Consider the following 23,677-nt stretch of genomic DNA (forward strand, 5'->3'; position numbering starts at 1 on the left):
GCGTTCCCCGTGTAGAACCTTACGCCTCTTGCATCTCGTTGAGGTAATAAAGGATGGCGTTGATGCCGCTGAACTGGTTGAACAGCGCCAAGCCGATGGCCAACAGGATGGGCCGGCGGTGGTGGCGCCAGGACAGGCGCCCCCCTTCCGCGTGGCCCGCCACGGCCAGGGCGGCCACCGCCGCCTGAACCTGGGCCACGCCCATGCGCCGCAGCACGGCGGCCGCTTCATCCGCCCGGCCCTTCGCCGCCAGCCAGCGGGGACTGTTGGGAATGAAGGCCAAAAGGCCCAGGAAGACGGCCGATGGCAACACCGTCACCGCCAGCTTCCATCGCCATTCGACGGCGCCCAAATCCAGCCCGCCGACGACATAGTTGCTGAGGTAGGCCACCAGGATGCCCAGCACGATGTTCAGCTGGAACAGCCCCACCAGGGCGCCCCGCCGCCGGGGTGGGGCGATCTCCGCGATATAGACGGGTGCCAGCACCGAGGACCCGCCGATGCCGAGGCCGCCGATGAAGCGGAAGAAAACCAGGGAGGGCCAATCCCAGGCGCAGGCGGAGCCCACGCCCGAAATCAGGTACAGCAGGGCCATGACACGCAGGCAATCGCGGCTGCCATAGCGGTCGCCCGGCCGGCCGGCCGCCAGGGCACCGACGCAAGTGCCGACCAGCGCGCTGGAAACGGTGATGCCCACCGCGCCGGGCGACAGGCCCATCAAGGCGCGCAGGTCACCGGTGACGCCGGCGATGACCGCCGTGTCGAACCCGAACAGCAGGCCGGCCAGCGCGGCGGTCGCGATGCTGAGGAACAAAAATGCCATGACCGGAACCCTCCCCCCTTTTTTATTTAACCAAGTTGTTTTATTAAATTGCCAATGCTGGTTTGTCGATAGACTGTACTAGTGTCGGCAATCGGCCTGATCGGGAAAGGGTGCTCCCGGCACCCGCGCCCCGGCCTGAAGAATAATGGGTGGCCCACCGGGCCAACGAGGGAGGGTATCCTTGATGCACGGGATCGATAAGACAAATGCCGTCCGGCGCCTGCTGTGGGCCTCGCTCATGGTGTCCACGGCATGGATCGCGCCGCTGAGCGCCAGCGCGTCTGACAGCGCTGTCAGTTACGGCCCTTACAACGCCGCCATCCTGGCCGGCGGTGACGGCTTGGCCAAGCCCCTCGCCGGCGCCTCCCTGCCCGCTGGCGGGCCCTGGACATTGTCCACTTGGTTCCAGGCCGATGAGATCGCCCCCGGCACCGTGCTGATCGCCGGCGTGGGCGATCCCGCCCAGGGCCGCTATTTGGCGCTGAGCGGCGGCAAGCTGGCCTTGCGCACCGGCGCCGGCGAGGCCATCACCGGCGGCACGGCCGTGAAGGCCGGCATCTGGCATCATGCCCTGGCCAGCATCGACGGCAAAACCGCGCGCCTGTTCCTGGATGGGGCGGAAGTCGCGCACGGACCGGCGGCGCAAAACGCCGTGGCCCCGGTCGTGGGCCTGGCGCCGCGAGCCGGCGGCGCCTTCGCAGGCCGCATCGCGGGCTTCACCGTGACGGCCAAGGCGCTCAGCGCCGATGAGGCCAAGTCCGCCGCCCAGGGCAAGCCCGACGCCAGCCTGATCAATTTCGAGGCCGCCAGCCCCACCTGGCCGGTGCAGGTGAAGCAGATGATGGGCCAGGTGACGCCGCAGGACGCCTGGACCCTGCCTAAAAGCAACGCCGCCTTCTCCAAGCCCGTGGCCAAGCCCTTGCCCACCGGCCCGGCGCTGAAGGCCGACGGCCCCCCCGGAAGCGATAATAATTGGACCGTGGGCGGCTGGCGGCTGGCGGAGGCGCCCACGGTGCGGGGCGACGGCGCCCGCATCTCCCAGCCCGGCTTCGACACGGGATCCTGGTATGTGGCAACGGTACCCGGCACGGTGCTGACCACGCTGGTCGACCGCGGTGTCTACCCGGACCCGGACCATGGCCTGGACAACCTGGCCATCCCGGAGAGCCTGAACAAGCAGGACTACTGGTACCGCACGGAATTCGACGCGCCGGCCACCCTGGCCGGCCGCCATCCGCTGCTGACCTTCAAGGGCATCAATTACGCGGCTGAAGTCTGGCTGAACGGCGAACGGCTGGGTGGCGTGAGGGGCGCCTTCATCCGCGGCCAGTTCGACGTGACCGGCCGGCTGCGCCCCGGGCAGAAGAACGTGCTGGCGGTCAGGATCTCCCCGCCGCCCCATCCGGGCCTGCCGCATGAACAGTCCATCGCCGCCGGGGTGGGCGAGAACGGCGGCATGCAGGCCCTGGACGGCCCCACCTTCATCGCCAGCGAGGGCTGGGACTGGATCCCGGCCGTCCGCGACCGCAACACCGGCCTGTGGCAGGAGGTGACCCTGACCGCCACCGGCCCCGTGCGCATTGGTGACAGCCAGGTGGTGACCAAGCTGCCCCTGCCCGATACCTCCAAGGCCGACGTCACCATCACCGTGCCGGTGGAGAACCTGACCAACCAGCCGGTGCAGGCCGAGATCCGCGCCGGCTTCGACGATGTGACCGTGGCCAAGACCGTGACCCTGGCGCCCGGATCCGGCAGCGTCACCCTGAGCCCGGCTGAATTCCCCCAACTGAGCGTGAAGAACCCCAAGCTGTGGTGGCCCAATGGCCTGGGCGAGCCGGCGCTGCACGGCCTGACCCTGACGGCCGTGGTCACAGACGCCCAGGGGGGCGGCGCCAAGTCGGATGAGAAGCACACCCGCTTCGGCATCCGCGAGGTCAGCTATGAGCTGTCCCTGATGGACAGCGGCGGCCATGTGCGCCGGGTGGAGATCGACCCCACCCTGGCACCGGGCCAGCAGGTGGTGGACGGCAGCCACACCGGCATCCACAAGATCGCCGGCGGTTGGGTCTCTTCCCTGGTGCCGGGGGCCGAAAAGTCGCCGGCGGTGAAGCCGCTGGAGGAGAGCAGCCTGGCGCCTTACATGGTGCTGAAGGTCAACGGCGTGCGCGTGCCGGCGCGCGGCGGCAGCTGGGGCACGGATGACTGGCGCAAGCGCGTGTCGCGTGAGCGGCTGGAGCCGTTCTTCCGCCTGCACCGCGAGGCCCACGTCAACATCATCCGCAACTGGGTGGGCCAGAACACCGAGGATGTGTTCTTCGACCTGGCCGACGAGTACGGCCTGATGGTGCTGAACGATTTCTGGGAAAGCACCCAGGACTACAACATCGAGGCGCAGGACGTTCCCCTGTTCCTCGACAACGCCGCCGACGTCATCCGCCGGTATCGCAACCACCCGTCCATCGTGCTGTGGTTCGGCCGCAACGAGGGCGTGCCGCAGCCGGTGCTGAACGAGGGGTTGGAAAAGCTGGTCACCACCCTGGACGGCACCCGCTATTACAGCGGCAGTTCCAACCGGGTGAACCTGCAGGACAGCGGCCCCTACGACTACCGCGACCCCTCATTGTACTTCACCAAGCTGTCGCGCGGCTTCGCGGTGGAGGTGGGCACGCCCTCCTTCCCCACGCTGGAGGCGTTCGAGGCGGCGGTGCCCGAGGCGGATCGCTGGCCGCTCAGCGACAATTGGGCCTATCACGACTGGCACCAGAGCGGGAACGGCGACACCCACGGCTTTATGGCCGCCATGGACCGTAAGCTGGGGGCGGCCACCAGCCTGGCCGACTTCGAGCGCAAGGCCCAGCTGATGAACTATGAAAGCCACCGGGCCATTTTCGAGGGCATGAACGCCGGCCTGTGGACGGTGAACAGCGGACGCCTGTTGTGGATGACGCAGCCGGCCTGGCCTAGCACCAACTGGCAGATCATGAGCCACGACTACGACACCCACGGCGCCTTCTACGGCGTGCAGAAGGCGGCGGAGCCCCTGCACGTGCAGCTGAACGCGCCCGACGATGCCGTCGCCGTGGTCAACAACACCCGCACGGCGGCCAAGGGCCTGAGCTTGCGCGCCCGTGTCCTGACGGTGGACGGCAAGACCGTCAGCGACCGCAGCCAGAAGGTGGACGCCCCGGTGGACGCCGCCACGGTGGTGACGACGCTGGACCTGGCCGCCGCCCTTCAGGCCAACGGCCTGGTGCTGGTGGAACTGGAACTGGCGGACGCCAAGGGCACGGTGTCGCAGAACGTCTACTGGCGGGTGGCAGATGAGGCCAGCACCCGCCATCTGAACGACCTGGCGCCCCAGCCGGTCACCGTGACGACCACGGCGGAGCGCGCGGGCGACGAGATCAAGGTGCACGTGACCCTGACCAACACCGGCACCGGCGCCGCCCTGATGAACAAGCTGACCCTGCAGAACGCCGATGGCAGCCGCCTGCTGCCGGCTTACGCCAGCGACAACTACATCTCGCTGCTGCCGGGCGACCGGCGCGAGCTCACCATCGCCTATCCGGCGGCCCTGGCGCAGGGCCGGCCCAAGGTGGCCTTGCGCGGCTGGAACACCCAGCCGGCCACCGCCGTTGTGGCGGTGCCCTGACGCTTGCCATGACGCCCCCGTCCCGGTCGGGGCGGGGGCGTTTCGGTGCCCCCCCACCGCCGCCGCCCACGGTGCCGGTGGAGAGCGACCGTTGATCCCTCTTGATAGCGCGGACGACCCAGGCCGCTGCCAGGTCCACCGATCCGCCGCCCCGGCCATGCGGACACAAAGCAGTCCGCCCGCCGTGGGCGCGCAACCATTGATACCCATCCCATGACAGGGGAAAATCGCTTAGCGGGAACTTCCCGCCGGCGCTGACGGCGCATGCCCGCTCGCGATCTCCCCCAACCCCATTGCCCACCTAATGGACAGCCCGACGGCGCCGCTTGAGGCGTTTGGCCTGAGAGCCAATCATTCGGGAAATCAACCCAAAACCATCCAAGTCATTTTAAAAAGATGCGGGCGTTTCGGGGGGGTAAGCCGAATCCCATCATTAAAGATGGGAAAATATTGTCAGGGGAAGCCAGCCTTCGCACGAAAAACGTGGGCTAAAACTGGGAGAAGAAGATGGCTATTATACGGACTGACGGACTGCGTGGGACCTCTCGGATTTCGTTGTTGGCCGCGATGGGGGTGGTGATGGCCGCCACGTCCGCCATCGCCGCCGATGAGCCCAGCGATAAAAAGAAAAATGAAGAGTCGATGGAGTTGCAGGAGATCGTCGTCACCGCGCGTAAGCGCGAGGAAGACATCCTGAAGACTCCCGTTTCCGTGGCCGCCATAACCGGCGCCGAAATCGACCAGAAGGGCATCGTTTCGATCAACAACCTGGCGGATCAAACGGCGGGTCTGAACATCAACAACAACAGCTCGGGCCGCTCCGACCGCTCGTTCCAGCAAATCATCCTGCGTGGCTTTACACCCGCCACCACGGATTCCACGCCTGTCGCCACCTTCATCGACGGCGTGCCCGTCTCCTCGCCGACCGCGGTGATGAGCGTGTCGAACCCCGAGCGTGTCGAGTTGCTGCGCGGACCGCAGTCGGCCTATTTCGGCCGCAACGCCTTCGCTGGCGCCCTGAACGTGGTCAACAAACTGCCGGGCAATGATTACGGCGGCAGCGTCACCGCCATGGTGGGCACGCACAACAACCGCCGCCTTCAGGCGGAGGTGGACGGCCCCATCGTCGATGACAAGGTGGGCTTCCGTATCGGCGCCGACCACTATTCCAAGGACGGTTCCTACAAGAACGCCGCCAATCCCAGCCAGACCCTGGGCGACCAGTCGTCGACCAGCGGCAACGCGCTGCTGACCGTGAAGCCGACGGAAAACCTGTCGATCAAGGCGTTCGGCCTGATCTCGCATGACGATGACGGCCCCGCCGCCATGGGCCTGCTGAGCGCGATCCAGGTGAAGGATTCCAGCGGCAACATCGTGGTTCCCAACCAGAGCAACTGCACGCTCAACGGCCATCCTTTCTTCTGCGGTACCACGCCTTCCCTTCCGTCTGGCTCCCCCGCCACCGACGCCGTTGCCGACAGCTATGTGCGCAAGGCTCTGGCGGTCACCAAGAATCGCATCATCGATTCGGGAGAGGGTGTCCAGAAATACGGCCTCGTGCGTGATTACAAGCACGGCCATCTGACGGTCGATTACGAAATCCCCGATACCAGCTTCACCGTCAGCTCACTGACCGGCTACAACCGTGAACAGTGGAGCTCCCTGTCCGACATCGTGAACTATGATGGTTCCGGGATCGCGAATCCGACCTACACCGCGGCCAATGGCCAGCGCAGCTACTACAGCGCCGCGTACCTGGTGGAGAGCGTGACCAAAGATTGGTCGCAAGAGCTGCGCCTCAGCTACGACAACGCGGGCCCCCTGCGCGGGGTCGCCGGTTTCAGCTATCTGAACAGCGACAACCTCCGGACCGTCGACTCGCTGGACAACATCGTCGCCAACAAGCAGGTCACCCCGTCGGGCAAGTCCGAGACCGAGACGTTAAGCGGCTTTTTCGGCATAACCTACGATATCACCAGCAAACTGACGGCCAGCGCCGAAGGCCGCTATCAGGTGGACAAGCTGTATTCGTACATCGCGTCGACCGGCGACCTGACCGTCACCGACAGCACCTTCATTCCGGCGGGCACTTACAAGGCCGGGTCGTTGCTGGGCAGTCGCGACTACACGAATTTCCTGCCGCGTTTCATCGTCCAGTATAACTGGACGGACGATCTGATGAGCTACATCTCCGTGGCGAAGGGCGTGAACACGGCCGCGCTGAATACCGGTGTCGCCTATTACAGCGGCCAGACCGCGACCGTCGCCAAAAGCCTGGGCGTTGACCTCTTTGTGAGGCCGGAAAAGGTCACGACCTATGAATTCGGTATCAAGGGCAAGGCCCTTGAGGGTCAGATGAACTTCACCGCCGCCGCCTATTACTCGCAGTGGCGCGACCAGCTGAACCAGGTCATCCAAACCTTCGTCCTCTCCGGCGGCGGCTTCGGAAGCGTCTACGGCACCATCAATGCCGGCAGCACCGATATGACGGGTCTGGAGCTTCAGGGCAGTTATCGCCTGAACCACATGATCACCCTGAACGCCGCTGGCGCCTACACCAACAGCGACGTGCAGAAATACAACGACCCACTAGTGACCAACTACTCCGGCATCAGCAATTTCAAGGGCAAAGAACTGCCCAATGTATCGAAATACTCGGCAACAGCGGGCATTAATTTCAACGGAGACTTCAAGAGCTGGGGGAACGCCACCTGGTTCAGCCGCCTGGACTACAGCTACAAATCCGGCTTCTGGACGGACGTCGCCAACGTCGTTAAGACGCAGGACGCCCATGTCTTTAACTTCCGTACGGGTATCACGAAGGGACCGGTGTCGGTCGACTTCTTCGTGAACAACCTCTTCGATAACACCAGCTACGTTTCCGCCAACGACGGCATCCTGTTCAACCCGAGTTCGACCTATTACAACAACGCCACGATCCGGGTTGGTCTGCGCGAGCATCGCACCCTGGGCCTGCAGATGAAATACAAGTTCTAATCAACCGCAAAGGGCGCACGCGAACGATCCGCGTGCGCCTTTTTTATTGCCGGTTTGCCTTTCCAATTTTCCTACTCTGGCCCTGATAAAACTGCGGAGCGATGATGCGTCGAGTTATTCCGTTTATTACTTCATCCCTATTGCTTTCCATTTCCGCCAGCGCGGTTGCGGCCGTGCCGTCGGCGTGCGAGGAACGCTCCTTCATGCAGCCGCCGCTGTTCTACCCGTCGGTGGAACCGCAGGCGGACGGGCGCGTCACCTTCCGCCTTTGCGCCAAGGGCGTGCGCGAGGCGCGTGTCTTCGCCGGCGAGGTCAACGGCGTGCCCACCGGCCTGGACGGCACGCCGCCCGGCCTGGCCATGGCCCTGGATGAGCAGGGCTACTGGTCGGCGACGACCGCCGCGCCGGTGGCCCCGGGCGTCTACACCTACGCGTTCAAGGTCGATGGAATGCGGGTCGCCGATCCGCAGGGCGCGCGCTTCGCCGAAGGCTTCGGCGGGCCGCAGTCGGTGTTCGAGATCGCCGGGCCGGACGTGGCCAACCAGCTGTACAAGGCTGACGTCGCCCATGGCCTGGTGTCGGTGGTGGATTACCAATCGTCCAGCCTGGGCATGCGCCGCCGCGCCCATGTCTACACCCCGCCCGGCTATGAGGCCGGCGGCAAGGAACGTTATCCCGTCCTGTACCTGGTTCATGGCTACAGCGACAGCGACGATGCCTGGACCGCCAAGGGCAACGCCAATCACATCCTGGACAACCTGATCGCCGCCGGTAAGGTCAAGCCGATGATCGTGGTGATGCCCCAGGGCCATACCCCCATGCGCGAAGGCGTCCAGGGGATGGAGAACACCGATTTCGGCGCGGACCTGCTCAAGGATCTGGTGCCCTACGTCGATGCGCATTTCCGTACGATGGCCAAGCCCGAGACGCGCGCCATGGCCGGCCTGTCCATGGGGGGTGCGCACACCATCCAGTTCGGGCTTCCCCATCCGGAGATCTTCGGCTCCATCGGCGTCTTCAGCATCGGCCTGTTCGGCGACGAGCAGGCGGCGCGCTATACGGCCGCCAACGACGCCAACCTGAAGGCGCGGGCCAAGACCTCGGGCCTGGTCTACTACGCCGTGGGCAAAAGCGACCCCGTGTTCAGCGGCGTGGCGCCCACGCGCAAGGTGCTGGACCAGTACGGCATCAAGTACGTCTACAACGAAAGCACCGGCGGCCACACCTGGATCAACTGGCGGGCCTACCTGGAAGATTTCGCCCCGCGCCTGTTCCGCTGAGGCGGGCCTCGGATCAATAACGCCGCCTGGCCGGGTCGCTGGCCAGGCGGCGTTCGTTTCAGCGCTTCAGAGCAGATCGCCCAAAGGTGGAATCGCCTTTGGGCGTGAAGCTGCCCCCGGACAGACTCAGCTGTAGCCGGCTATAGGGTGTGAAGGAAGGTGATCACATCAGCCTCGCCCACCACGTCGGCGTACTTGGCGTTCATGTCGAACAGGTTGGCGTCATGCGGGGCCTGGTGGCGGTCGCCGCAGGCATCGGCGATGACCGACGTGCGGAAGCCGTGGGACATGGCGTCGACGCAGGTGGCGCGGACGCAGCCGCTGGTGGTCAACCCGGTCAGCAGCACGCTGTCGACCCCCAGGGCCGTCAGGGTGGAGGCGAGCGACGTGCCGAAAAAGGCGCTGGGATACTGCTTGCTGACCACCAGTTCATCCTCCTCCGGCACCAGGCCGGCGGGCCAGCCGCCCATGGGATTGCCCTTCAGGAAGTAACGCAGGGGCGCGGCCTTCTCGTAGAACCGGCCGCCGTCGATGGCCTTGGGATGATAGACGACGTTCGTCAGGATGACCGGCACGCCGGCCGCCCGCGCCGCCGAGCGGACCCGCAAAGCGGAGGCGAGCGCATCCTCCACGCCCGCGTAGAGGTCGCAGGACGGATCGAAATAGCCCTGGCAAAAATCGATCATGATCAGCGCCGGGCGCTTTCCGAAGCCAACCCGCGTGCCGTAGGCGCGGGCGTAATTGGCGGTCAGATCGTCAGTCATGCGTCGTTCTCCCCTTCAAACAGCCAGGGCTGGTGCCGCCGGTGTCGTTCCTCGAATGTGCCGATGTCGGCGCCGTAGGCGTTCAGCAGCGTCGCCGTCTCATCCCAGCCGTTCAGCAGCGCCAGCCGGCGCTCCAGATCGACGCTGAACGGGATGGGGGGCCGTCCCGCGACCGTCACCGTCCCCGCCTCCAGGTCCACCGCGAACGGGTGGGCGGCCGCGGCGGCGGCGCTCAATGCCGCGACCTGGGCCGGCGGCAGAGTGATGGGCAGGACGCCGTTGCGATAACAGTTGGCCTGGAAGATCTCGCCGAAGCTGGGGGCGATGACGCAGCGTATACCCCGGCCCAGAAGGGCCCAAACCGCCTGCTCACGGCTGGATCCCGACCCGAAGTTGGCGCCGGCGACCAGGATGGGCGCCTCGCGCCATTCGGGCCGGTTCAGGACGAACTCCGCGACCTCCGTGCCGTCGGCGCGAAACCGGCGGTCATGGAAGGCGTAGGGCCCAAGGCCCAGGCGGGCGGTGATCAGCAGGAAGCGCGCGGGATAGATGATGTCGGTGTCGACGTTCTCTTCCGGCAGCGCCGCCGCCGGGCCGTCCACACGGATGAAGGGCTGTATCATCGCGTCATCTCCCCTGGCGCCATCAAATCACGCACATCGGTCAGGCGGCCGGTCACGGCGGCGGCGGCGGCCATGGCCGGGCTCATCAGGTGGGTGCGGCCGCCGGGGCCCTGGCGCCCCTCGAAATTGCGGTTGGACGTGCTGGCGCAGCGCTCGCCGGCGGCAAGGCGGTCGTCGTTCATGGCGACGCACAGGGAACAGCCGGCGTGGCGCCACTCGAACCCCGCCGCCATGAACACGGCATCCAGCCCCTCCGCCTCCGCCAGGTGTTTGGTCGCCGTCGACCCGGGCACGACGATGGCCCGGACGCCCGGGGCCACCTGGCGCCCGCGCGCCACGGCGGCGGCGGCGCGCAGATCCTCGATGCGGCCGTTGGTGCAGGAGCCGATGAAAACCCGCTGGATCGGGATGTCGGTCAACGCGGTGCCGGGCTGGAGATCCATGTAGGCCAGCGCCTTTTCCGCATGCCGCCGCGCGCTGTCGGCGCCCAGGGTGGCCGGGTCGGGGATGCGGGCGGTGATCGGTGCGGCCTCGTCCGGGCTTGTCCCCCAGCTGACATGGGGGGCCAGCCCGGACACGTCCAGGGTGACGACCTGGTCGAACACCGCGCCCGGGTCGGAGCGTAAGCCGCGCCAATAGGCGACGGCCTGATCCCACAGGGCGCCCTTGGGCGCCAAGGGTCTGTCCTTGAGGTAGGCGAAGGTGACGTCGTCAGGCGCGACCAGGCCCACGCGGCCACCGGCCTCAATGGTCATGTTGCACAGGGTCATGCGGGCCGCCATGGACATGGCTTCCACCGCCGGGCCGGCATATTCCACGGCGTGGCCGCTGGCACCCAGGGCGCCCACGCGGGCGATGACCGCCAGGGCGATGTCCTTGGCCGTCACCAGGGGATCCGCCTGGCCCAGCAATTCCACGCGCATGGTCCGGGCGCGACGCTGCTTCAGGCATTGCGCCGCCATCACCGTGCCGCACTCGCTGGCGCCGATGCCGAAGGCCAGGGCGCCAAAGGCACCGTGGGTGGTGGTATGGCTGTCGCCGCACACCAGGGTCATGCCCGGCAGGGTGTAGCCCTGCTCCGGTCCGATGACATGGACGATGCCCTGCAGCTCGCCGTCCAGCGGCCGGTAGGGGACATCGAAGCTCCGCGCGTTGTCCTCCAACTCGGCGACCTGTGCCCGGGCCAGGGGATCGTCGATGATCCCGCCCCGCGTCCGCGTCGGCACGGCGTGGTCGGCCACGGCCAGGTGGGTGCCGGACCGGCGCAGCCGGCGGCCACCGTCGCGCAGCGAGGCGAAGGCCTGTGGACTGCTGACCTCGTGGACCAGGTGCCGATCGATGTAGAGCAGCGCCTCCCCCCCGGGGAGGTCGGCCACCACGTGGCTGTTCCACAGCTTTTCATACAGCGTCTGGGGCATGGGAACTCATTCCTGCTGAGAAGGTGGATCGGCCAGCAGCCGGGTCTCGACCCTGCCGGCCCCCACCCGGTGCGCCGTCGCCGCGCGATAGGCGTCCGAACCGACATAGCCCTTGGCGGCTTCCATCGTGGGGAAGCGGATGACGACCACCCGTTCCTCGGGGTCCACCGCCCCCTCCATCACCTCGGCCACCTTGCCGCGCAGCACGTATTCCCCGCCATGCGCCTCCGCCGGGCCGTTGATGGCCTTCAGGTAATGACCGAACCGCGCGGGATCGGTGATGCGGATGGTGGCGACGAGGTGGGCGGGCATGGTGGCGGACTCCGGTCCAGGATCAGGGTTTGAGGGTCAAGGCGGGAAGGGTCAGGCTGGCGGTCTGCCCCGCATCCCCGGCGTCACGCGCCAGGACGACCGGCACCGGGCCGCCCCTTACCGTCCAGGCGCCGGCGTCATACCGGGCGATGAGGCGGGGATCGATGGGCAAGGTCACCGTGACGCTCTGGCCGGGCGCCAATTCCACCCGCTTGAAGGCCACCAGCCGGCGCAGCGGCTTGCCATCGGCGCCCGCCGCCACGGCGTAGACCTGGGGAACATCGACGCCCGGACGGGACCCAATGTTGGTGACCGTGAAGCGAACCGTGGGCCGCGCGCCCCCCTGCGCGGTGAAGCCGCCATGGCGGAAGCGGCTGTAGGACAGCCCATGGCCGAAGGGGAACAGTGGCTTGCTCCCCTGGCGCTCATACCAGCGGTAGCCGACGTCGGCGCCCTCGACATAGGGGACGTCGAAGCCCTGGACCCCGCCGGTGATGTCCACGGTGGTGGCGCCGGGCGTGCGCGGCTTGGCCGCCTGCTGGGCCGCCGCCGCCTTGACGTTGGCCAGGCCGGGAACGCGCGGCCGGGGCGCCTGCGCCTCGGTCGCGGGGAAGGTGAGCGGCAGGCGACCACCGGCATCGACCTCGCCGAACAGGACACGGGCGATGGCCTCGCCCCCCTGGTCACCGGGGTACCAGGCCTCCAGCACCGCGCCAACCTTGCCCAGCCAGGGCATCAGCACCGCGCCACCCGTCTCCAGCACCACCGTGGTGCGGGGGTTGGCCGCGGCGACGGCGGCGATCAGGGCGTCCTGGCCATCCGGCAGGGCCGGGCTTTCCAGGTCGATCGCCTCGGTCCGCCATTGCTCGGCGAAAACCAGGACGGCGTCGGCATCCCTCGCCGCGACCGCCGCGGCGGCCGGATCGTGACCGTCCAGGTATGAAACCTGGGCTCCAGGCAAGCGGGCCTTGATGGCCGCCAGGGGGGATGAGCCGTGATAGGTGACCTTGATGAAGCCCAGGTTGGCGGGTCCATTGGGGATGGGCAGGCGCAGCGGCGTGCCGCTGACGGCCTGGACCTGCGAGGATCCGCCACCCGACAGGACGCCGATATCGGCGTGCCCACCGATCACCACCACCCGCTTCAGCGCGGTCGACAGCGGCAACAGCCCGCCCTCATTGCGCAGCAGGACGGCGCCGGCCTCCGCCGCGCGCCTGGCCACCTGGCCATGGGCGGCATAGTCTATGGCTTGCGGCGTCTCGGGCGCCGGCCGGTCGACCAACCCCCGGTCGAACAGCCGCCCCAGGATGCGGCGAACCATGTCGTCCAGCCGGGCCGCCGGAACGGCCCCGCTTTGCACCGCCGCCCGCAGCGGCTCGCCGAAATAAACCTCCTGGTCCAACTCCTGACCGGACTCCTGGTCCAGCCCCGCCAGCGCGGCCTTGGCGGTGGAATGCACCCCGCCCCAGTCGGACATGACCCAGCCGCTGAAACCCCAGTCGCGCTTCAGCACCTGGTTCAGCAGCCAGTCGTTCTCGCACGACCAGTCGCCATTCACCTTGTTATAGGCGCACATGACGGAGTCCGGCTGGCCCCGCTCCATGGCCAGCTGAAAGGCCAGCAGGTCGCTTTCGCGCAAGGCCGGCTCCTCGATCCGCGCATCCAGCACATAACGGCCGCTCTCCTGCGCGTTCAGGGCGAAATGCTTGACGGTGGAGATGATGCCATTGTCCTGCACGCCCCGGATCGCGGCCCCGGCCATCACCCCGGTCAGCCACGTGTCCTCGCCCATGTATTCGAAGTTGCGGCCGTTCCAGGGGTCGCGGGTCAGATTGGCGCCGCCGGCCAACAGGACGTTGAAGCCCTTGGCCCGCGCCTCGGCCCCGATCATGGCGCCCCCCTCATAGGCGATATCGGGGTCGAAGCTGGCGGCGGTGGCCAGGCTGGCGGGCAGCGCCGTGGCCACATCCCCGGGGCGCATGGTGCCGCCGTTGGCCACGCCCAGGCTGGCGTCGCTCTCATAAAGGTCCGGGATGCCCAGGCGGGGCACCCCGGGCACATGGCCGGCGCCGATGCGCTTGTCGTCCGGCCGGCTCTTCCTGAGGATGGAGCCGAAGTTGCCGTGGACCATGCCGATCTTCTCGTCCAGGGTCATCTGGCCCAACACCAGATCGACGCGTCGCGGCGTCGGCAGGGCGGGATCAAGCCACGGCGGCACCTCCCGCGTCTGGCCAGCGCCCGCCGCCAATAGCACCCACAGGCAAACGCCACCCCGCGCCAGCCAAGACCCAGCCGCTTTCCCGCCCATGCCCACTGTCCACCCCATTGTTGGATTTCGCGTCCCAGGTGCCCTAGTGCGAACCCTCAAAGCCCCATGCACAGGTATTTGACCTCCAGATAGTCCTCGAGGCCGTAGCGCGAGCCCTCGCGCCCCAGCCCGGACTGCTTGACGCCGCCAAAGGGCGCCACCTCTGTCGAGATCAAGCCGGTGTTGACGCCGACCATGCCCGCCTCCAGCGCCTCGGCCACGCGCCACACGCGGCCGATGTCGCGGGTGTAGACATAGCTGGCCAGGCCATAGTCGCTGGCGTTGGCCTGGGCGATGGCGTCCGCCTCCTCCTCGAAGCGGACGACGCCGGCCAGCGGGCCGAAGGTCTCCTCCTCCGTCAGGCGCATGCCGGCGGTGACGCCGCACAGCACGGTGGGGGCGAAGTAGGTGCCGCCCAGGCCATGCCGCTCGCCGCCCACCACAACGCGGGCGCCCTTGGCCACGGCGTCAGCGACATGCTCCGCCACCTTGTCGACCGCCGCGCCATCGATCAGGGGCCCGACCTCGACGTCGGGCATGAGCCCGTCCCCCACCCGCAGCCCGGCGACCCGGGCGGCCAGCTTCTCGACGAACCGGTCATGGATGCCGGCCTGCACGTAAAAGCGGTTGGTGCAGACGCAAGTCTGGCCACCATTGCGGAACTTGGACACCACCGCCCCCTCCACCGCCGCATCGACATCGGCGTCGTCGAACACCAGGAAGGGCGCGTTGCCGCCCAACTCCAGCGACATCCGCTTGATGGTGTCGGCCGACTGGCGCATCAGCGCGCGGCCCACCTCGGTGGAACCGGTGAAGCTGATCTTGCGCACCAGGGGATCGGCGGTCAGGGCCCCACCAATGGCGCGGGCGCTGCCGGTGACGACGCTGAACACGCCCGGCGGCACGCCGGCCTCCTCCGCCAGCATGGCCAGCGCCAGGGCGGAAAACGGGGTCTGTGACGCGGGCTTCAGCACCATGGCGCACCCCGCCGCCAGGGCGGGCCCCAGCTTGCGCGTGATCATGGCGGAGGGGAAATTCCAGGGCGTGATGGCCCCGACCACGCCGATGGGCTGCTTCAGGCAGACGATGCGGCGGTTGGCGGCGTGCGATGGGATGACGTCGCCATACGCGCGCTTGCCCTCCTCCGCGAACCATTCGATGAACGCGGCGGCATAGGCGATTTCGCCCCGGGCCTCCGCCAGGGGCTTGCCCTGTTCCCGCGTCAGCAGCTCCGCCAGGGCGTCCTGGTGGACCAGCATCAGATCGTACAGGCGGCGCAGCACCCGGGCGCGGTCATTGGCGGTGCGCGCCGCCCATGCATGGCGCGCCTCTTCCGCCGCCGCCACCGCCCGCGTGGTCTCGGCCGCGCCCATGTCGGGCACGACACCCAGCACCGCCCCGGTGGCGGGATTGGTCACCGACAGCACGCGTCCGCTGTCGGCGTCGCACCAGCGCCCCGCGATGTAGGCCTGCTGCTTCAGGAAACGGTCGTAGGCGACGGGTTCGGTGGTCATGGGCTGCGGCATTCGTCGATCAGGGTGGATCCGGCAGGGTGGATCGGGCCACGCTGCCCCGCGCCCCGGCGTCAGGTCGACGCCGGGCGGGGCCGCTGGCCGCCACGCGGTCAGGGGGCGGCGGGCGTGTGCCCCCGCGATGGGTTCAGGCGGTTGGGTTCAGAAGGGGGTAACGATCTGGCGGACGGCCTTGCCCTCGGCCAGGACGTCCATCAGCTCGTTGATCTTGGACAAGGGGCTGGTCGAGGTCAGCAGTCGATCGACCGGAAGGCGGCCCGCCCGCCAGAGGGCGATGTAGCGCGGGATGTCCCGGGCGGGGATGGAGGAGCCCATATAGCTGCCCATCAGCGTCTTGCCGTCGGCCACCAGCGACACCGCCGGAATGGTCAGCATCTCCGATGGATTGGGCAGGCCCACGGTGACGATACGCCCGCCGCGCCGGGCCGCGGCATAGGCCTGGGCCAGGACGGCGGCCTTGCCCACCGTCTCGATCACCACGTCGGCGGCCGGCAGCGTCGCCGCCTCATCCGGCGCCACGGCCTGGGCGGCGCCCAACTCCAGCGCCAGGGCGCGCTTTTCCGGTGACGGGTCGATGGCCGTGACCGGCTGCGCGCCGGCGGCCAGGGCACCCAGCAGGGCCGCCAGCCCCACCCCGCCCAGACCATAGACGCGCAGGCTTTCGCCCGGGCGCACCTGAGCGGTGTTCATGACGGCGCCCACGCCGGTCAGGACGGCGCAACCAAACAAGGCCGCCACCTCGACCGGCACGTCGGCGTCGATCTTGACCGCCGACCGCCGGTCGACCACCGCATGGGTGGCGAAGGCGGACACGCCCAGATGGTGGTTGATGGGCTCGCCCAGGAAGGACAGCCGCCTGCCACCCCGCATCAGTCGCCCCTCGCCATTGGCGGCGGCGCCGTGCGGGCAGAGATAGCCCTGGCCGGCGGCGCATGCCGGACATTGCCCACAGGACGGGAGGAACACCAGGACCACCCGGTCACCGGCGGCGAAGCCGGTGTCTTCCGGATCCCCGACGGCGACGACCGTGCCCGCCGCCTCATGACCCAAGGCCATGGGCATGGGGCGTGGCCGATCGCCATTGATGACCGACAGGTCGGAATGGCAGATGCCGGCCGCGTCGATGCGCACCAGCAATTCCCCGGGCCGGGGATCGTCCAGCCGCACCGTCTTCACCGCCAGCGGCGTGCTGGCGCCATAAGGCCGCTGGTTGTCGCCGCACCGGGTCAATACCGCCGCCGTGATGTCCATGGGTCGTCCCTCCCTACTGCTTGCCGTTGGCCCTGTCCTTGTGGGAATGCGCCCGCCGCTCAGGCGGGCGGGGCCCACTTGGCCTCGAAGGCCCAGACATCCTCAAAGCCGATCAAGGAACAGAATTCCTTGAAGTTGGCGATGCCCGGCGGATCGCCCTCTCCGCGTTCCTTCAGATCAACCAGGGCCTTTTCCATGGCGGCGGCCGCGACCAGGCTGGTCAAGGACGGATAGATCGCGAAAGCGTAGCCCAGTTCCGCCAGCACCGTCGCGTTGGGCACCGGGGTCAGGCCGCCATTGGCCATGTTGGCCATGACCGGCTTGTCAAAGGCGGCGCAAGCGGTCCGCATCTCCTCCTCGCTGGTCAGCGCCTCGGGGAACAGCACGTCAGCGCCCGCCTTGGAATAAGCCTCCAGGCGGCGCAAGGTGCCATCCAGCCCCTCGCTCTGCCGCGCGTCGGTGCGGGCGATGATCAGGGTGTTCCGCTTGTCGTCGCGGGCATCGCAGGCGACCTTGATCTTCTGGACCATGTCCTCGAGCGGGATCAGGCGCTTATAAGGCGTGTGGCCGCACTTCTTGGGGAATTCCTGGTCTTCCAGCTGGATGGCCGTCACGCCCGCCTGCTCATAGCCGCGCACGGTGTGATGCACGTTCAGCAGCCCGCCATAGCCGGTGTCGGCATCGGCGATCAGGGCGGCCTTGCTGGTCCGGGCGACGGTCGCCATGCGGTCGACCATCTGGGTATAGCTGGCGATGCCGGCATCGGGCAGGCCATAGGCCGACGCCGTCAGCCAATAGCCGGTGCCGTAGATCACGTCGAAGCCGACCTTGTCGGCGATGACGGTGGCGATCATGTCCTGGACGCCGGGCACAACGAAGAACTTACCGGAGGCCAGCTTCTCGCGAAGGATGGGGTTGGGCATTTTTCACAGCACTCTGATCTAGGGTAAGCCCCGCCGCGCCGGGCGCGGCGGGGAATGGGGCGATCACTCGGCGGCGACGGCCGTGGGATGCCACACGGGCTGGCGGGGTGCCGGCAAGCCGGTCTCCGCCTCGCAATTGGCGCGCAGCGTCTCGATGTCCGCGCCGAAGTTGAAGGTGGGCAGGCTGGCGCCACGGGCGGCCCGCATCTGCGCGCGCAGAGCCTCCGTCGCCGCCGCGTCCACCGCGCCGTCGACCAGCACCACGCCGTAGCGGCGGGCGCCGTCCACCGTCACCAGGCCCTGGCGCAGTTCCTTGACCAGCAGGGCGGGGTCACGCTCCAACGGGTCACCCCAACCGCCGCCGCCCCAGGTGATGAAGCGCAGCTGGTCGCCGGCCTCGACCTGGTATTCCTCCAGCTTGTTGCCCAGCACGATCTCGGTGCCATCGGCCTTCACCAGCACCTTGCGCGCCCGGGCACCCGGCTCGCCACCGTTCACGCCCCAAGGGGGAACGAACCAGCGGTCGTCATGGATGGCGATGACGCCCGGCTCCAGGAAGCGGTAGACCATGTTGATGCCGTTGCCCCCGCGGTGCAGGCCCGCCCCGCCACTGTCCGGCACCGTCTCATAGCGCTCGATACGCAGGGGGAAGTACCGCTCCAGGAACTCGTTGGGCACATTGGTGAAGCCCGGCCACAGCGAGTGGCCGTCCGGCCCATCGCCCAGGGGACGGCCGGGGATGCCGCCAAAGCCGATCTGGAACAGCTGGAACCACTTACCCTGCTTGTCCGTGCCGGCGTAGAACAGGTGCGGACTGGAGGAAAAGCCCGCCGCGTTCAGGAACTGCGGCGTCTTCTGCCCCAGCAGGCCGCCCAGGATGTCGAACAGGCGGCCCAAGGCGTGGGTACGCCCCGACAGCGCCGCCGGGAAGCGTGGCTTCAGCAGCGAGCCTTCCGGTATCCGCACCTCGATCAGGTCGTAATAGCCATCGTTGAACAGGATCTGCGGATCGAAAACCATGATCATGTAGATGCCGAAGAACATCTTCATCATGTTTTCGTTCAGGAAGAAATTGATGGACGCAGAGGACTGGGGGTCGGTTCCATCGAAATCCAGGACCACGCGGCCATTCTCACGCCACATGGTGCACTTGATCTTGTAGGGGCCGTAGCCCAGGCCGTCGTCGCAGACATAATCCTGGAAGCTGACCGGTTCCTCGCTGACCGAGGTTTCGATCAGGTGCTGCATGGCCCGGAAGTTACGGTCCAGCAGCATTTCCGTGGCGGAGACATAGATATCGTCGCCGAAACGTTCCGCCATCTCGACCACGCGGCGGGCGGCGACGCGGCAGGAGGCGATCAGCGCGTTCAGGTCGGCCTTGCACCAGGCGGGCGTGCGCACCTGGTGCATCACCAGCTTCACCAGGTCCTCGTTATAGACGCCCTTCTTCCAAATCTTCACCGGAGGGATGCGCACCCCTTCCTGGAAGATGCTGGTGGCGTCGATGGGCATCGACCCCGGGACCATGCCGCCGATGTCGGACTGGTGGCCGAACATCGACGTGTAGGCCAGCAGGCGACCGTCCTTGAACACGGGCAACAGCACCAGCCAGTCATTGCAATGGCTGATGGCGCCGCCGACGGAATAGGGGTCGGACAGGAAGATCATGTCGCCTTCCTCGACCGTGCCGTCGAAGCCGTCGAGGAAGGGCCCGATATAGCTGCCGAACTGGCCGACGATCATGCGGCCCTTATGGTCGGCGATCAACGGGAACGCGTCGCCCTGTTCGCGGATGCCGGGCGACATGGCCGTGCGGACCAACGTGGCGTCCATCTCGATACGGGCGTTGCGCAGCGCGTTCTCGATCACTTCCAGCGTCACCGGATCGACGGTGACCTGGTTGAACGGGGTGGCGTTGGCCTGGATAATGGTTGCGGGCATGGATGCGTTCCCCCTGTCAGGCCGGATTGATGAGGATGTTGCCGACCGCGTCGACCGTGCCGACGCAGCCCAATTCGATGAGCGTCGTGGAGTCCATCTCGATCACGATCGCCGGGCCCGGAACGATGTCGCCGGCCCGCAGCCGGGCGCGATCGTAGATCACCGCCGGCCGCATGGCGCCATCGGCCCACAGCTCATGATCGCGGATCTTGGCCGCCGACGGATCACCGTCGCCTTCCGGCAGGCGATGGGCCTGCAGTTCCAGGATCGGGCCCAGCGCCACGGCGCGCAGGTTCACCAGCTCGTGCGGGCTGTCCATGTTGAAGGTGAACAGCCGGTGGTGTTCCTCGTCGAACCGGGCCGTCACGCCCGCCAGCCCGTCACGCCGCAGGGTCTCGGTGTCGATCGACAACGGCACCTCGAAGGCCTGGCCGTCGTAACGGACGTCCAGCTCGAACTGGGTGGTGATGTCCTGATCGGCGATGCCTTCGGCCGCCAGTTCGGAACGGGTCTGCGCCGCCATCTCCTCCAGCAGGGCCAACACCTCCTCCTGGTTGGTGTCGATGAAGCGGCGGGAGAAGCTGCGGGCCGTTTCGGTGCGCATGCGGGTGGTGGCGTCGCCCAGCGCGCACAGCACGCCGGGGCTGACCGGCGACACGGCGGGCCAGCTGCCCATCAGGCGGGCGACGGCGTTGACATGCAGCGGACCGGCGCCGCCAAAGCCCATCAGGGCGAAGTGGCGGGGGTCATAGCCCTGCTGCACCGAGATCATGCGCAGGGCGCCGAACATGTTCTCGTTGACGATGTCGATGATGCCGCGTGCCGCCTCCATCAGTCCGATGCCCAGCGCGTCGGCGATGGTCTGCACCGCGCGCGTGGCGCCTTCACGGTCCAGCTTGAAGGTGCCGCCCAGCAAGGCTTCGGGCAGGTAGCCCAGCACCACGTTGGCGTCGGTGACGGTCGGCAGGGTGCCGCCCTTGCCATAGGCCACCGGCCCCGGCACGGCGCCGGCCGACTGCGGGCCGACGCGCAGCGCCTTGGTCAGCTCCGGGACATAAGCGATGGAGCCGCCGCCCGCACCCACCGTCTTGACGTCCAGCGAGGAGGCGCGCACCGACAGGTGGCCGACCTCGGTCGTGCGCACGCGCCGGGGTTCCAGGTTCTCGATCAGGGCCACGTCGGTCGAGGTGCCGCCGACGTCCAGGGTCAGGATGTTCTTGATGCCGGCGTTCTTCGCCACCCAAAGGGCGCCGGTCACGCCGCCGGCGGGTCCCGACATCAGCAGGGAAACGGGATGCTCCTCGGACTTTTCCGACGACATCAGGCCGCCGTCCGACCGCAGCAGCGACAGCGAGCCCGCCATGCCGGCATCGCGCAGCTTGGACCGCAGGTTGCGGACGTAGTTGCCGACGATGGGCCGCACCGACGCGTTGGCCACCGTCGTCAACGTGCGCTCATATTCCTGCATCTCGGGCAGGACGACATGGCTGAGGGAGATGGGGACATCCGGCAGGATCTCGGCCGCCAGTTCCGCCACCCGGCGCTCATGCGCGCCGTTGAGATAGGCGTTGATCAGCGACACGGTCAGGGCTTCCACCCCTTGCGCCTTCAGCGTCTCCAGCGCGGCGCGGATGTCCGCGTCGTCGACCGGGCGCACCTCCTCACCTTGCGCGCCGACGCGGCCCTTGATCTCGACCGTGTCCTCCAGCGCCGCCAGCGGCGTGGGCTTGGGCCACACGATCCAGCCCGCCAGGCCGCCCGGCACGAAGCTGCGGGCGATCTGCATGATCTGCCGATAGCCCTCGGTCACGATCAGGCCGACGCGCGCGCCCTTGCCCTCCAACACCGCGTTGGTGGCCACGGTCGTGCCATGAAGGAAGAATTCCACGTCGGCGGGGGTGATACCGGCCTTGGCGCAAACGGCCTCGACACCGCTCAGGATGCCGATGGAACTGTCGCGCGGCGTTGACGGCGTCTTGTGCCGCCAGAAATTCCCGCTGCCCTGATCCAGCAAAAGCAGGTCGGTAAAGGTTCCTCCGACGTCTACACCCAATCGATACGCCATGTCGTCCCCGAACTGTTGTTAGTGCGATGGGGCGCGACCGCGCCGCACCCCTGCCGGATCGGGCAACCGTATTCCCCGCCCCAGCCACCCGGCGCGGACCAAGCGTCCCCCTGTCCACTCTGCGGTTTTCAGAAGGAACGATGATCCCGGGCGGACGGCTTTTGCGGTCAACTGTGCCCTGCGTGAACGGCGCCCTCGCGACAGGGCGGCGCGGCCGCCCCGACGATGGACACCAGCCCCTTCCCGACCGGTCCGCCCGCAAGCGGACGATATCCCTTAGGAAGGGGTTGATAAAGAGTATATCATTATGCCATTTGATGGAACACAGATTAGCTAGGGGCAGGGACACCACCCGCATGGGATCGACACTGGTTGAGAAGCTGTGGTCGCGGCATCGCGTCGCCGACCTGGGGGACGGCACGGATCTGCTCTATGTCGATCGTGTCCTGCTGCACGAGCGCACGGGTTCCATCGCCCTGAAGGAACTGGCGGAGAAGGGCCGGGCGGTACGCCACCCCGGCCGCGCCTTCGTTTGCATGGATCATATCGTCGACACCCGCCCCGGCCGGGGCGATGAGACGGTCATGCCCGGCGGCACCGCCTTCATCCGGGAGACGCGGGCCGCCGCCACCGCCGCCGGCATCCATGTTTTCGATATCGGTCACGACAACCAGGGCATCGTCCATGTCGTGTCACCGGAGCAGGGCATCGCCCTGCCGGGCCTGACCCTGGTCTGCCCCGACAGCCACACCTGCACCCAGGGCGGCCTGGGCGCGTTGGCCTGGGGCATCGGCTCCAGCGAAGCCGCGCACGCGCTGGCGACCCAAACCCTGGTGGTGCGGCGCCCGCGCCAGATGCGGGTGCGGTTCGAGGGCACGCCAGGCCCCGGGGTAAGCCCCAAGGACATGATCCTGCATCTGATCGCCACGCACGGCGCCGATGGCGGCGCCGGCCATGCGGTGGAATTCTGCGGCCCGGCCGTCACCGCCCTGCCGGTCGAAGGGCGCATGACCCTGTGCAACATGGCGGTGGAGTTCGCCGCCTGGACCGGCCTGTGCGCGCCGGACGCCAAGACCATCGCCTGGATCGAAGGCCGCCCGCACGCCCCGAAAGAGGACGCTTGGGTGGCCGCGGTCGCGGATTGGGCCGACCTGCATAGCGACGCCGACGCGGTGTTCGACCGTGAGATCGTCATCGACTGCGCCGACATCGCCCCCTACGTCACCTGGGGCACCAGCCCGCAACACGCCGTCCCCATCACCGGCCAGGTGCCGGCGCTGGATGAGGCGCGCGACGCCACGGCGGCGGCGGCCTGGCAGCGGGCCTTGTCCTACATGGGCCTGAACCCCGGCCAGCCGCTGGCCGGCCTGCCCATCGATGGCGCCTTCATCGGCAGTTGCACCAACAGCCGCCTTTCCGACCTGCGCGCGGCGGCCGAGGTGTTGCGCGGCCGCAAGGTCGCCCCCGGCGTGCGCGCCATCTGCGTGCCCGGATCCATGCGGGTCAAGGCGGCGGCGGAGGCTGAAGGCCTGCACACCATTTTTCTGGACGCCGGATTCGAGTGGCGAGAAAGCGGCTGCTCCATGTGCTTCTTCGCCGGCGGTGAACATTTCGGCCAGTCGGAACGGGTGGTGACCACCACCAACCGCAATTTCGAGAACCGGCAGGGACCGGGCACCCGCTCCCACCTCGCCAGTCCGGCGACCGTGGCGGCGTCCGCCATCGCCGGACGCCTGGCGGACGCCCGCGGCCACACGACGCCGGCACCGACGGGAGGGGTGTGACGCC

The 23,677-nt window shown here is 67.8% G+C and carries 15 protein-coding genes; 4 read left to right on the forward strand and 11 right to left on the reverse strand.

The annotated features are described in order from the left end of the window. Positions 1 to 19 precede the first annotated feature (19 nt). A complete protein-coding gene (locus tag FHS74_RS17955) occupies positions 20 to 823 on the reverse strand; it encodes an MFS transporter (protein WP_184803090.1) in 804 nt (267 codons plus the stop codon). A gap of 184 nt (positions 824 to 1,007) precedes the next feature. On the opposite strand from FHS74_RS17955, the gene FHS74_RS17960 reads away from it, so the two are divergent. The 3 genes from FHS74_RS17960 (at position 1,008) to FHS74_RS17970 (ending at position 8,752) form a co-directional block, all read left to right on the forward strand. After that, positions 1,008 to 4,475 carry a glycosyl hydrolase 2 galactose-binding domain-containing protein gene (locus FHS74_RS17960; RefSeq protein ID WP_211106378.1) on the forward strand — a complete coding sequence of 1,156 codons (3,468 nt, stop codon included), beginning with the start codon at positions 1,008 to 1,010 and terminating at the stop codon, positions 4,473 to 4,475. A 579-nt stretch (positions 4,476 to 5,054) separates the two neighbouring features. Beyond that, positions 5,055 to 7,472 carry a TonB-dependent receptor gene (locus tag FHS74_RS17965; RefSeq protein ID WP_184803092.1) on the forward strand — a complete coding sequence of 806 codons (2,418 nt, stop codon included), beginning with the start codon at positions 5,055 to 5,057 and terminating at the stop codon, positions 7,470 to 7,472. A 203-nt stretch (positions 7,473 to 7,675) separates the two neighbouring features. Further along, positions 7,676 to 8,752: an alpha/beta hydrolase gene (locus FHS74_RS17970; protein WP_211106379.1), complete on the forward strand. Its 1,077-nt coding sequence runs from the start codon at positions 7,676 to 7,678 to the stop codon at positions 8,750 to 8,752. 140 nt (positions 8,753 to 8,892) lie between these two features. On the opposite strand, the gene FHS74_RS17975 is transcribed toward FHS74_RS17970, so the two are convergent. From FHS74_RS17975 to FHS74_RS18020, 10 genes are all read right to left on the reverse strand, one after another. Beyond that, entirely contained in the window at positions 8,893 to 9,516 is a 624-nt protein-coding gene (locus FHS74_RS17975) for an isochorismatase family protein (RefSeq protein ID WP_184803096.1), read from the reverse strand. Further along, the gene (leuD, locus tag FHS74_RS17980; protein WP_184803097.1) at positions 9,513 to 10,139 is read right to left on the reverse strand and encodes a 3-isopropylmalate dehydratase small subunit; all 627 of its coding nucleotides are present in this window, start codon (positions 10,137 to 10,139) and stop codon (positions 9,513 to 9,515) included. The genes FHS74_RS17975 and leuD overlap by 4 nt, the downstream gene beginning before the upstream one ends. Continuing rightward, the gene (gene leuC, locus FHS74_RS17985) at positions 10,136 to 11,557 is read right to left on the reverse strand and encodes a 3-isopropylmalate dehydratase large subunit (protein WP_184803099.1); all 1,422 of its coding nucleotides are present in this window, start codon (positions 11,555 to 11,557) and stop codon (positions 10,136 to 10,138) included. Before leuC ends, leuD begins: the two co-directional genes overlap by 4 nt. Before the next feature lie 6 nt (positions 11,558 to 11,563). Further along, the gene (locus tag FHS74_RS17990; protein ID WP_184803102.1) at positions 11,564 to 11,869 is read right to left on the reverse strand and encodes a DUF1330 domain-containing protein; all 306 of its coding nucleotides are present in this window, start codon (positions 11,867 to 11,869) and stop codon (positions 11,564 to 11,566) included. A 22-nt stretch (positions 11,870 to 11,891) separates the two neighbouring features. Continuing rightward, a complete protein-coding gene (locus tag FHS74_RS17995; protein WP_184803104.1) occupies positions 11,892 to 14,177 on the reverse strand; it encodes a beta-glucosidase family protein in 2,286 nt (761 codons plus the stop codon). A gap of 56 nt (positions 14,178 to 14,233) precedes the next feature. Next, on the reverse strand, positions 14,234 to 15,691 hold the full coding sequence (locus FHS74_RS18000; protein ID WP_184803106.1) for an NAD-dependent succinate-semialdehyde dehydrogenase: 1,458 nt from the start codon (positions 15,689 to 15,691) through the stop codon (positions 14,234 to 14,236). A 159-nt stretch (positions 15,692 to 15,850) separates the two neighbouring features. Beyond that, positions 15,851 to 16,960 carry an alcohol dehydrogenase catalytic domain-containing protein gene (locus FHS74_RS18005; RefSeq protein ID WP_184803108.1) on the reverse strand — a complete coding sequence of 370 codons (1,110 nt, stop codon included), beginning with the start codon at positions 16,958 to 16,960 and terminating at the stop codon, positions 15,851 to 15,853. Positions 16,961 to 17,019: 59 nt separating this feature from the next. After that, a complete protein-coding gene (locus FHS74_RS18010) occupies positions 17,020 to 17,883 on the reverse strand; it encodes an isocitrate lyase/PEP mutase family protein (protein WP_184803110.1) in 864 nt (287 codons plus the stop codon). 63 nt (positions 17,884 to 17,946) lie between these two features. Continuing rightward, the gene (locus tag FHS74_RS18015) at positions 17,947 to 19,824 is read right to left on the reverse strand and encodes a hydantoinase B/oxoprolinase family protein (protein ID WP_184803112.1); all 1,878 of its coding nucleotides are present in this window, start codon (positions 19,822 to 19,824) and stop codon (positions 17,947 to 17,949) included. Between the two features lie 16 nt (positions 19,825 to 19,840). Further along, a complete protein-coding gene (locus FHS74_RS18020; protein ID WP_211106380.1) occupies positions 19,841 to 21,877 on the reverse strand; it encodes a hydantoinase/oxoprolinase family protein in 2,037 nt (678 codons plus the stop codon). Positions 21,878 to 22,245: 368 nt separating this feature from the next. Between FHS74_RS18020 and FHS74_RS18025 the strand changes: the two genes are divergently transcribed. Continuing rightward, on the forward strand, positions 22,246 to 23,673 hold the full coding sequence (locus FHS74_RS18025) for a 3-isopropylmalate dehydratase large subunit (protein ID WP_184803116.1): 1,428 nt from the start codon (positions 22,246 to 22,248) through the stop codon (positions 23,671 to 23,673). The last annotated feature ends 4 nt before the right edge of the window (positions 23,674 to 23,677 follow it).

It is taken from the genome of Nitrospirillum iridis, from assembly GCF_014205765.1.
GTDB classification, from domain to species: Bacteria; Pseudomonadota; Alphaproteobacteria; order Azospirillales; family Azospirillaceae; genus Nitrospirillum; species Nitrospirillum iridis.

Bases quoted from the DNA above. Each gene is read 5' to 3' on its own strand.
- FHS74_RS17955 (WP_184803090.1), bottom strand. From the start codon at position 823: ATGGCATTTTTGTTCCTCAGCATCGCGACCGCCGCGCTGGCCGGCCTG.
- FHS74_RS17960 (WP_211106378.1), top strand. From the start codon at position 1,008: ATGCACGGGATCGATAAGACAAATGCCGTCCGGCGCCTGCTGTGGGCC.
- FHS74_RS17965 (WP_184803092.1), top strand. From the start codon at position 5,055: ATGGCCGCCACGTCCGCCATCGCCGCCGATGAGCCCAGCGATAAAAAG.
- FHS74_RS17970 (WP_211106379.1), top strand. From the start codon at position 7,676: ATGCAGCCGCCGCTGTTCTACCCGTCGGTGGAACCGCAGGCGGACGGG.
- FHS74_RS17975 (WP_184803096.1), bottom strand. From the start codon at position 9,516: ATGACTGACGATCTGACCGCCAATTACGCCCGCGCCTACGGCACGCGG.
- leuD (WP_184803097.1), bottom strand. From the start codon at position 10,139: ATGATACAGCCCTTCATCCGTGTGGACGGCCCGGCGGCGGCGCTGCCG.
- leuC (WP_184803099.1), bottom strand. From the start codon at position 11,557: ATGCCCCAGACGCTGTATGAAAAGCTGTGGAACAGCCACGTGGTGGCC.
- FHS74_RS17990 (WP_184803102.1), bottom strand. From the start codon at position 11,869: ATGCCCGCCCACCTCGTCGCCACCATCCGCATCACCGATCCCGCGCGG.
- FHS74_RS17995 (WP_184803104.1), bottom strand. From the start codon at position 14,177: ATGGGCGGGAAAGCGGCTGGGTCTTGGCTGGCGCGGGGTGGCGTTTGC.
- FHS74_RS18000 (WP_184803106.1), bottom strand. From the start codon at position 15,691: ATGACCACCGAACCCGTCGCCTACGACCGTTTCCTGAAGCAGCAGGCC.
- FHS74_RS18005 (WP_184803108.1), bottom strand. From the start codon at position 16,960: ATGGACATCACGGCGGCGGTATTGACCCGGTGCGGCGACAACCAGCGG.
- FHS74_RS18010 (WP_184803110.1), bottom strand. From the start codon at position 17,883: ATGCCCAACCCCATCCTTCGCGAGAAGCTGGCCTCCGGTAAGTTCTTC.
- FHS74_RS18015 (WP_184803112.1), bottom strand. From the start codon at position 19,824: ATGCCCGCAACCATTATCCAGGCCAACGCCACCCCGTTCAACCAGGTC.
- FHS74_RS18025 (WP_184803116.1), top strand. From the start codon at position 22,246: ATGGGATCGACACTGGTTGAGAAGCTGTGGTCGCGGCATCGCGTCGCC.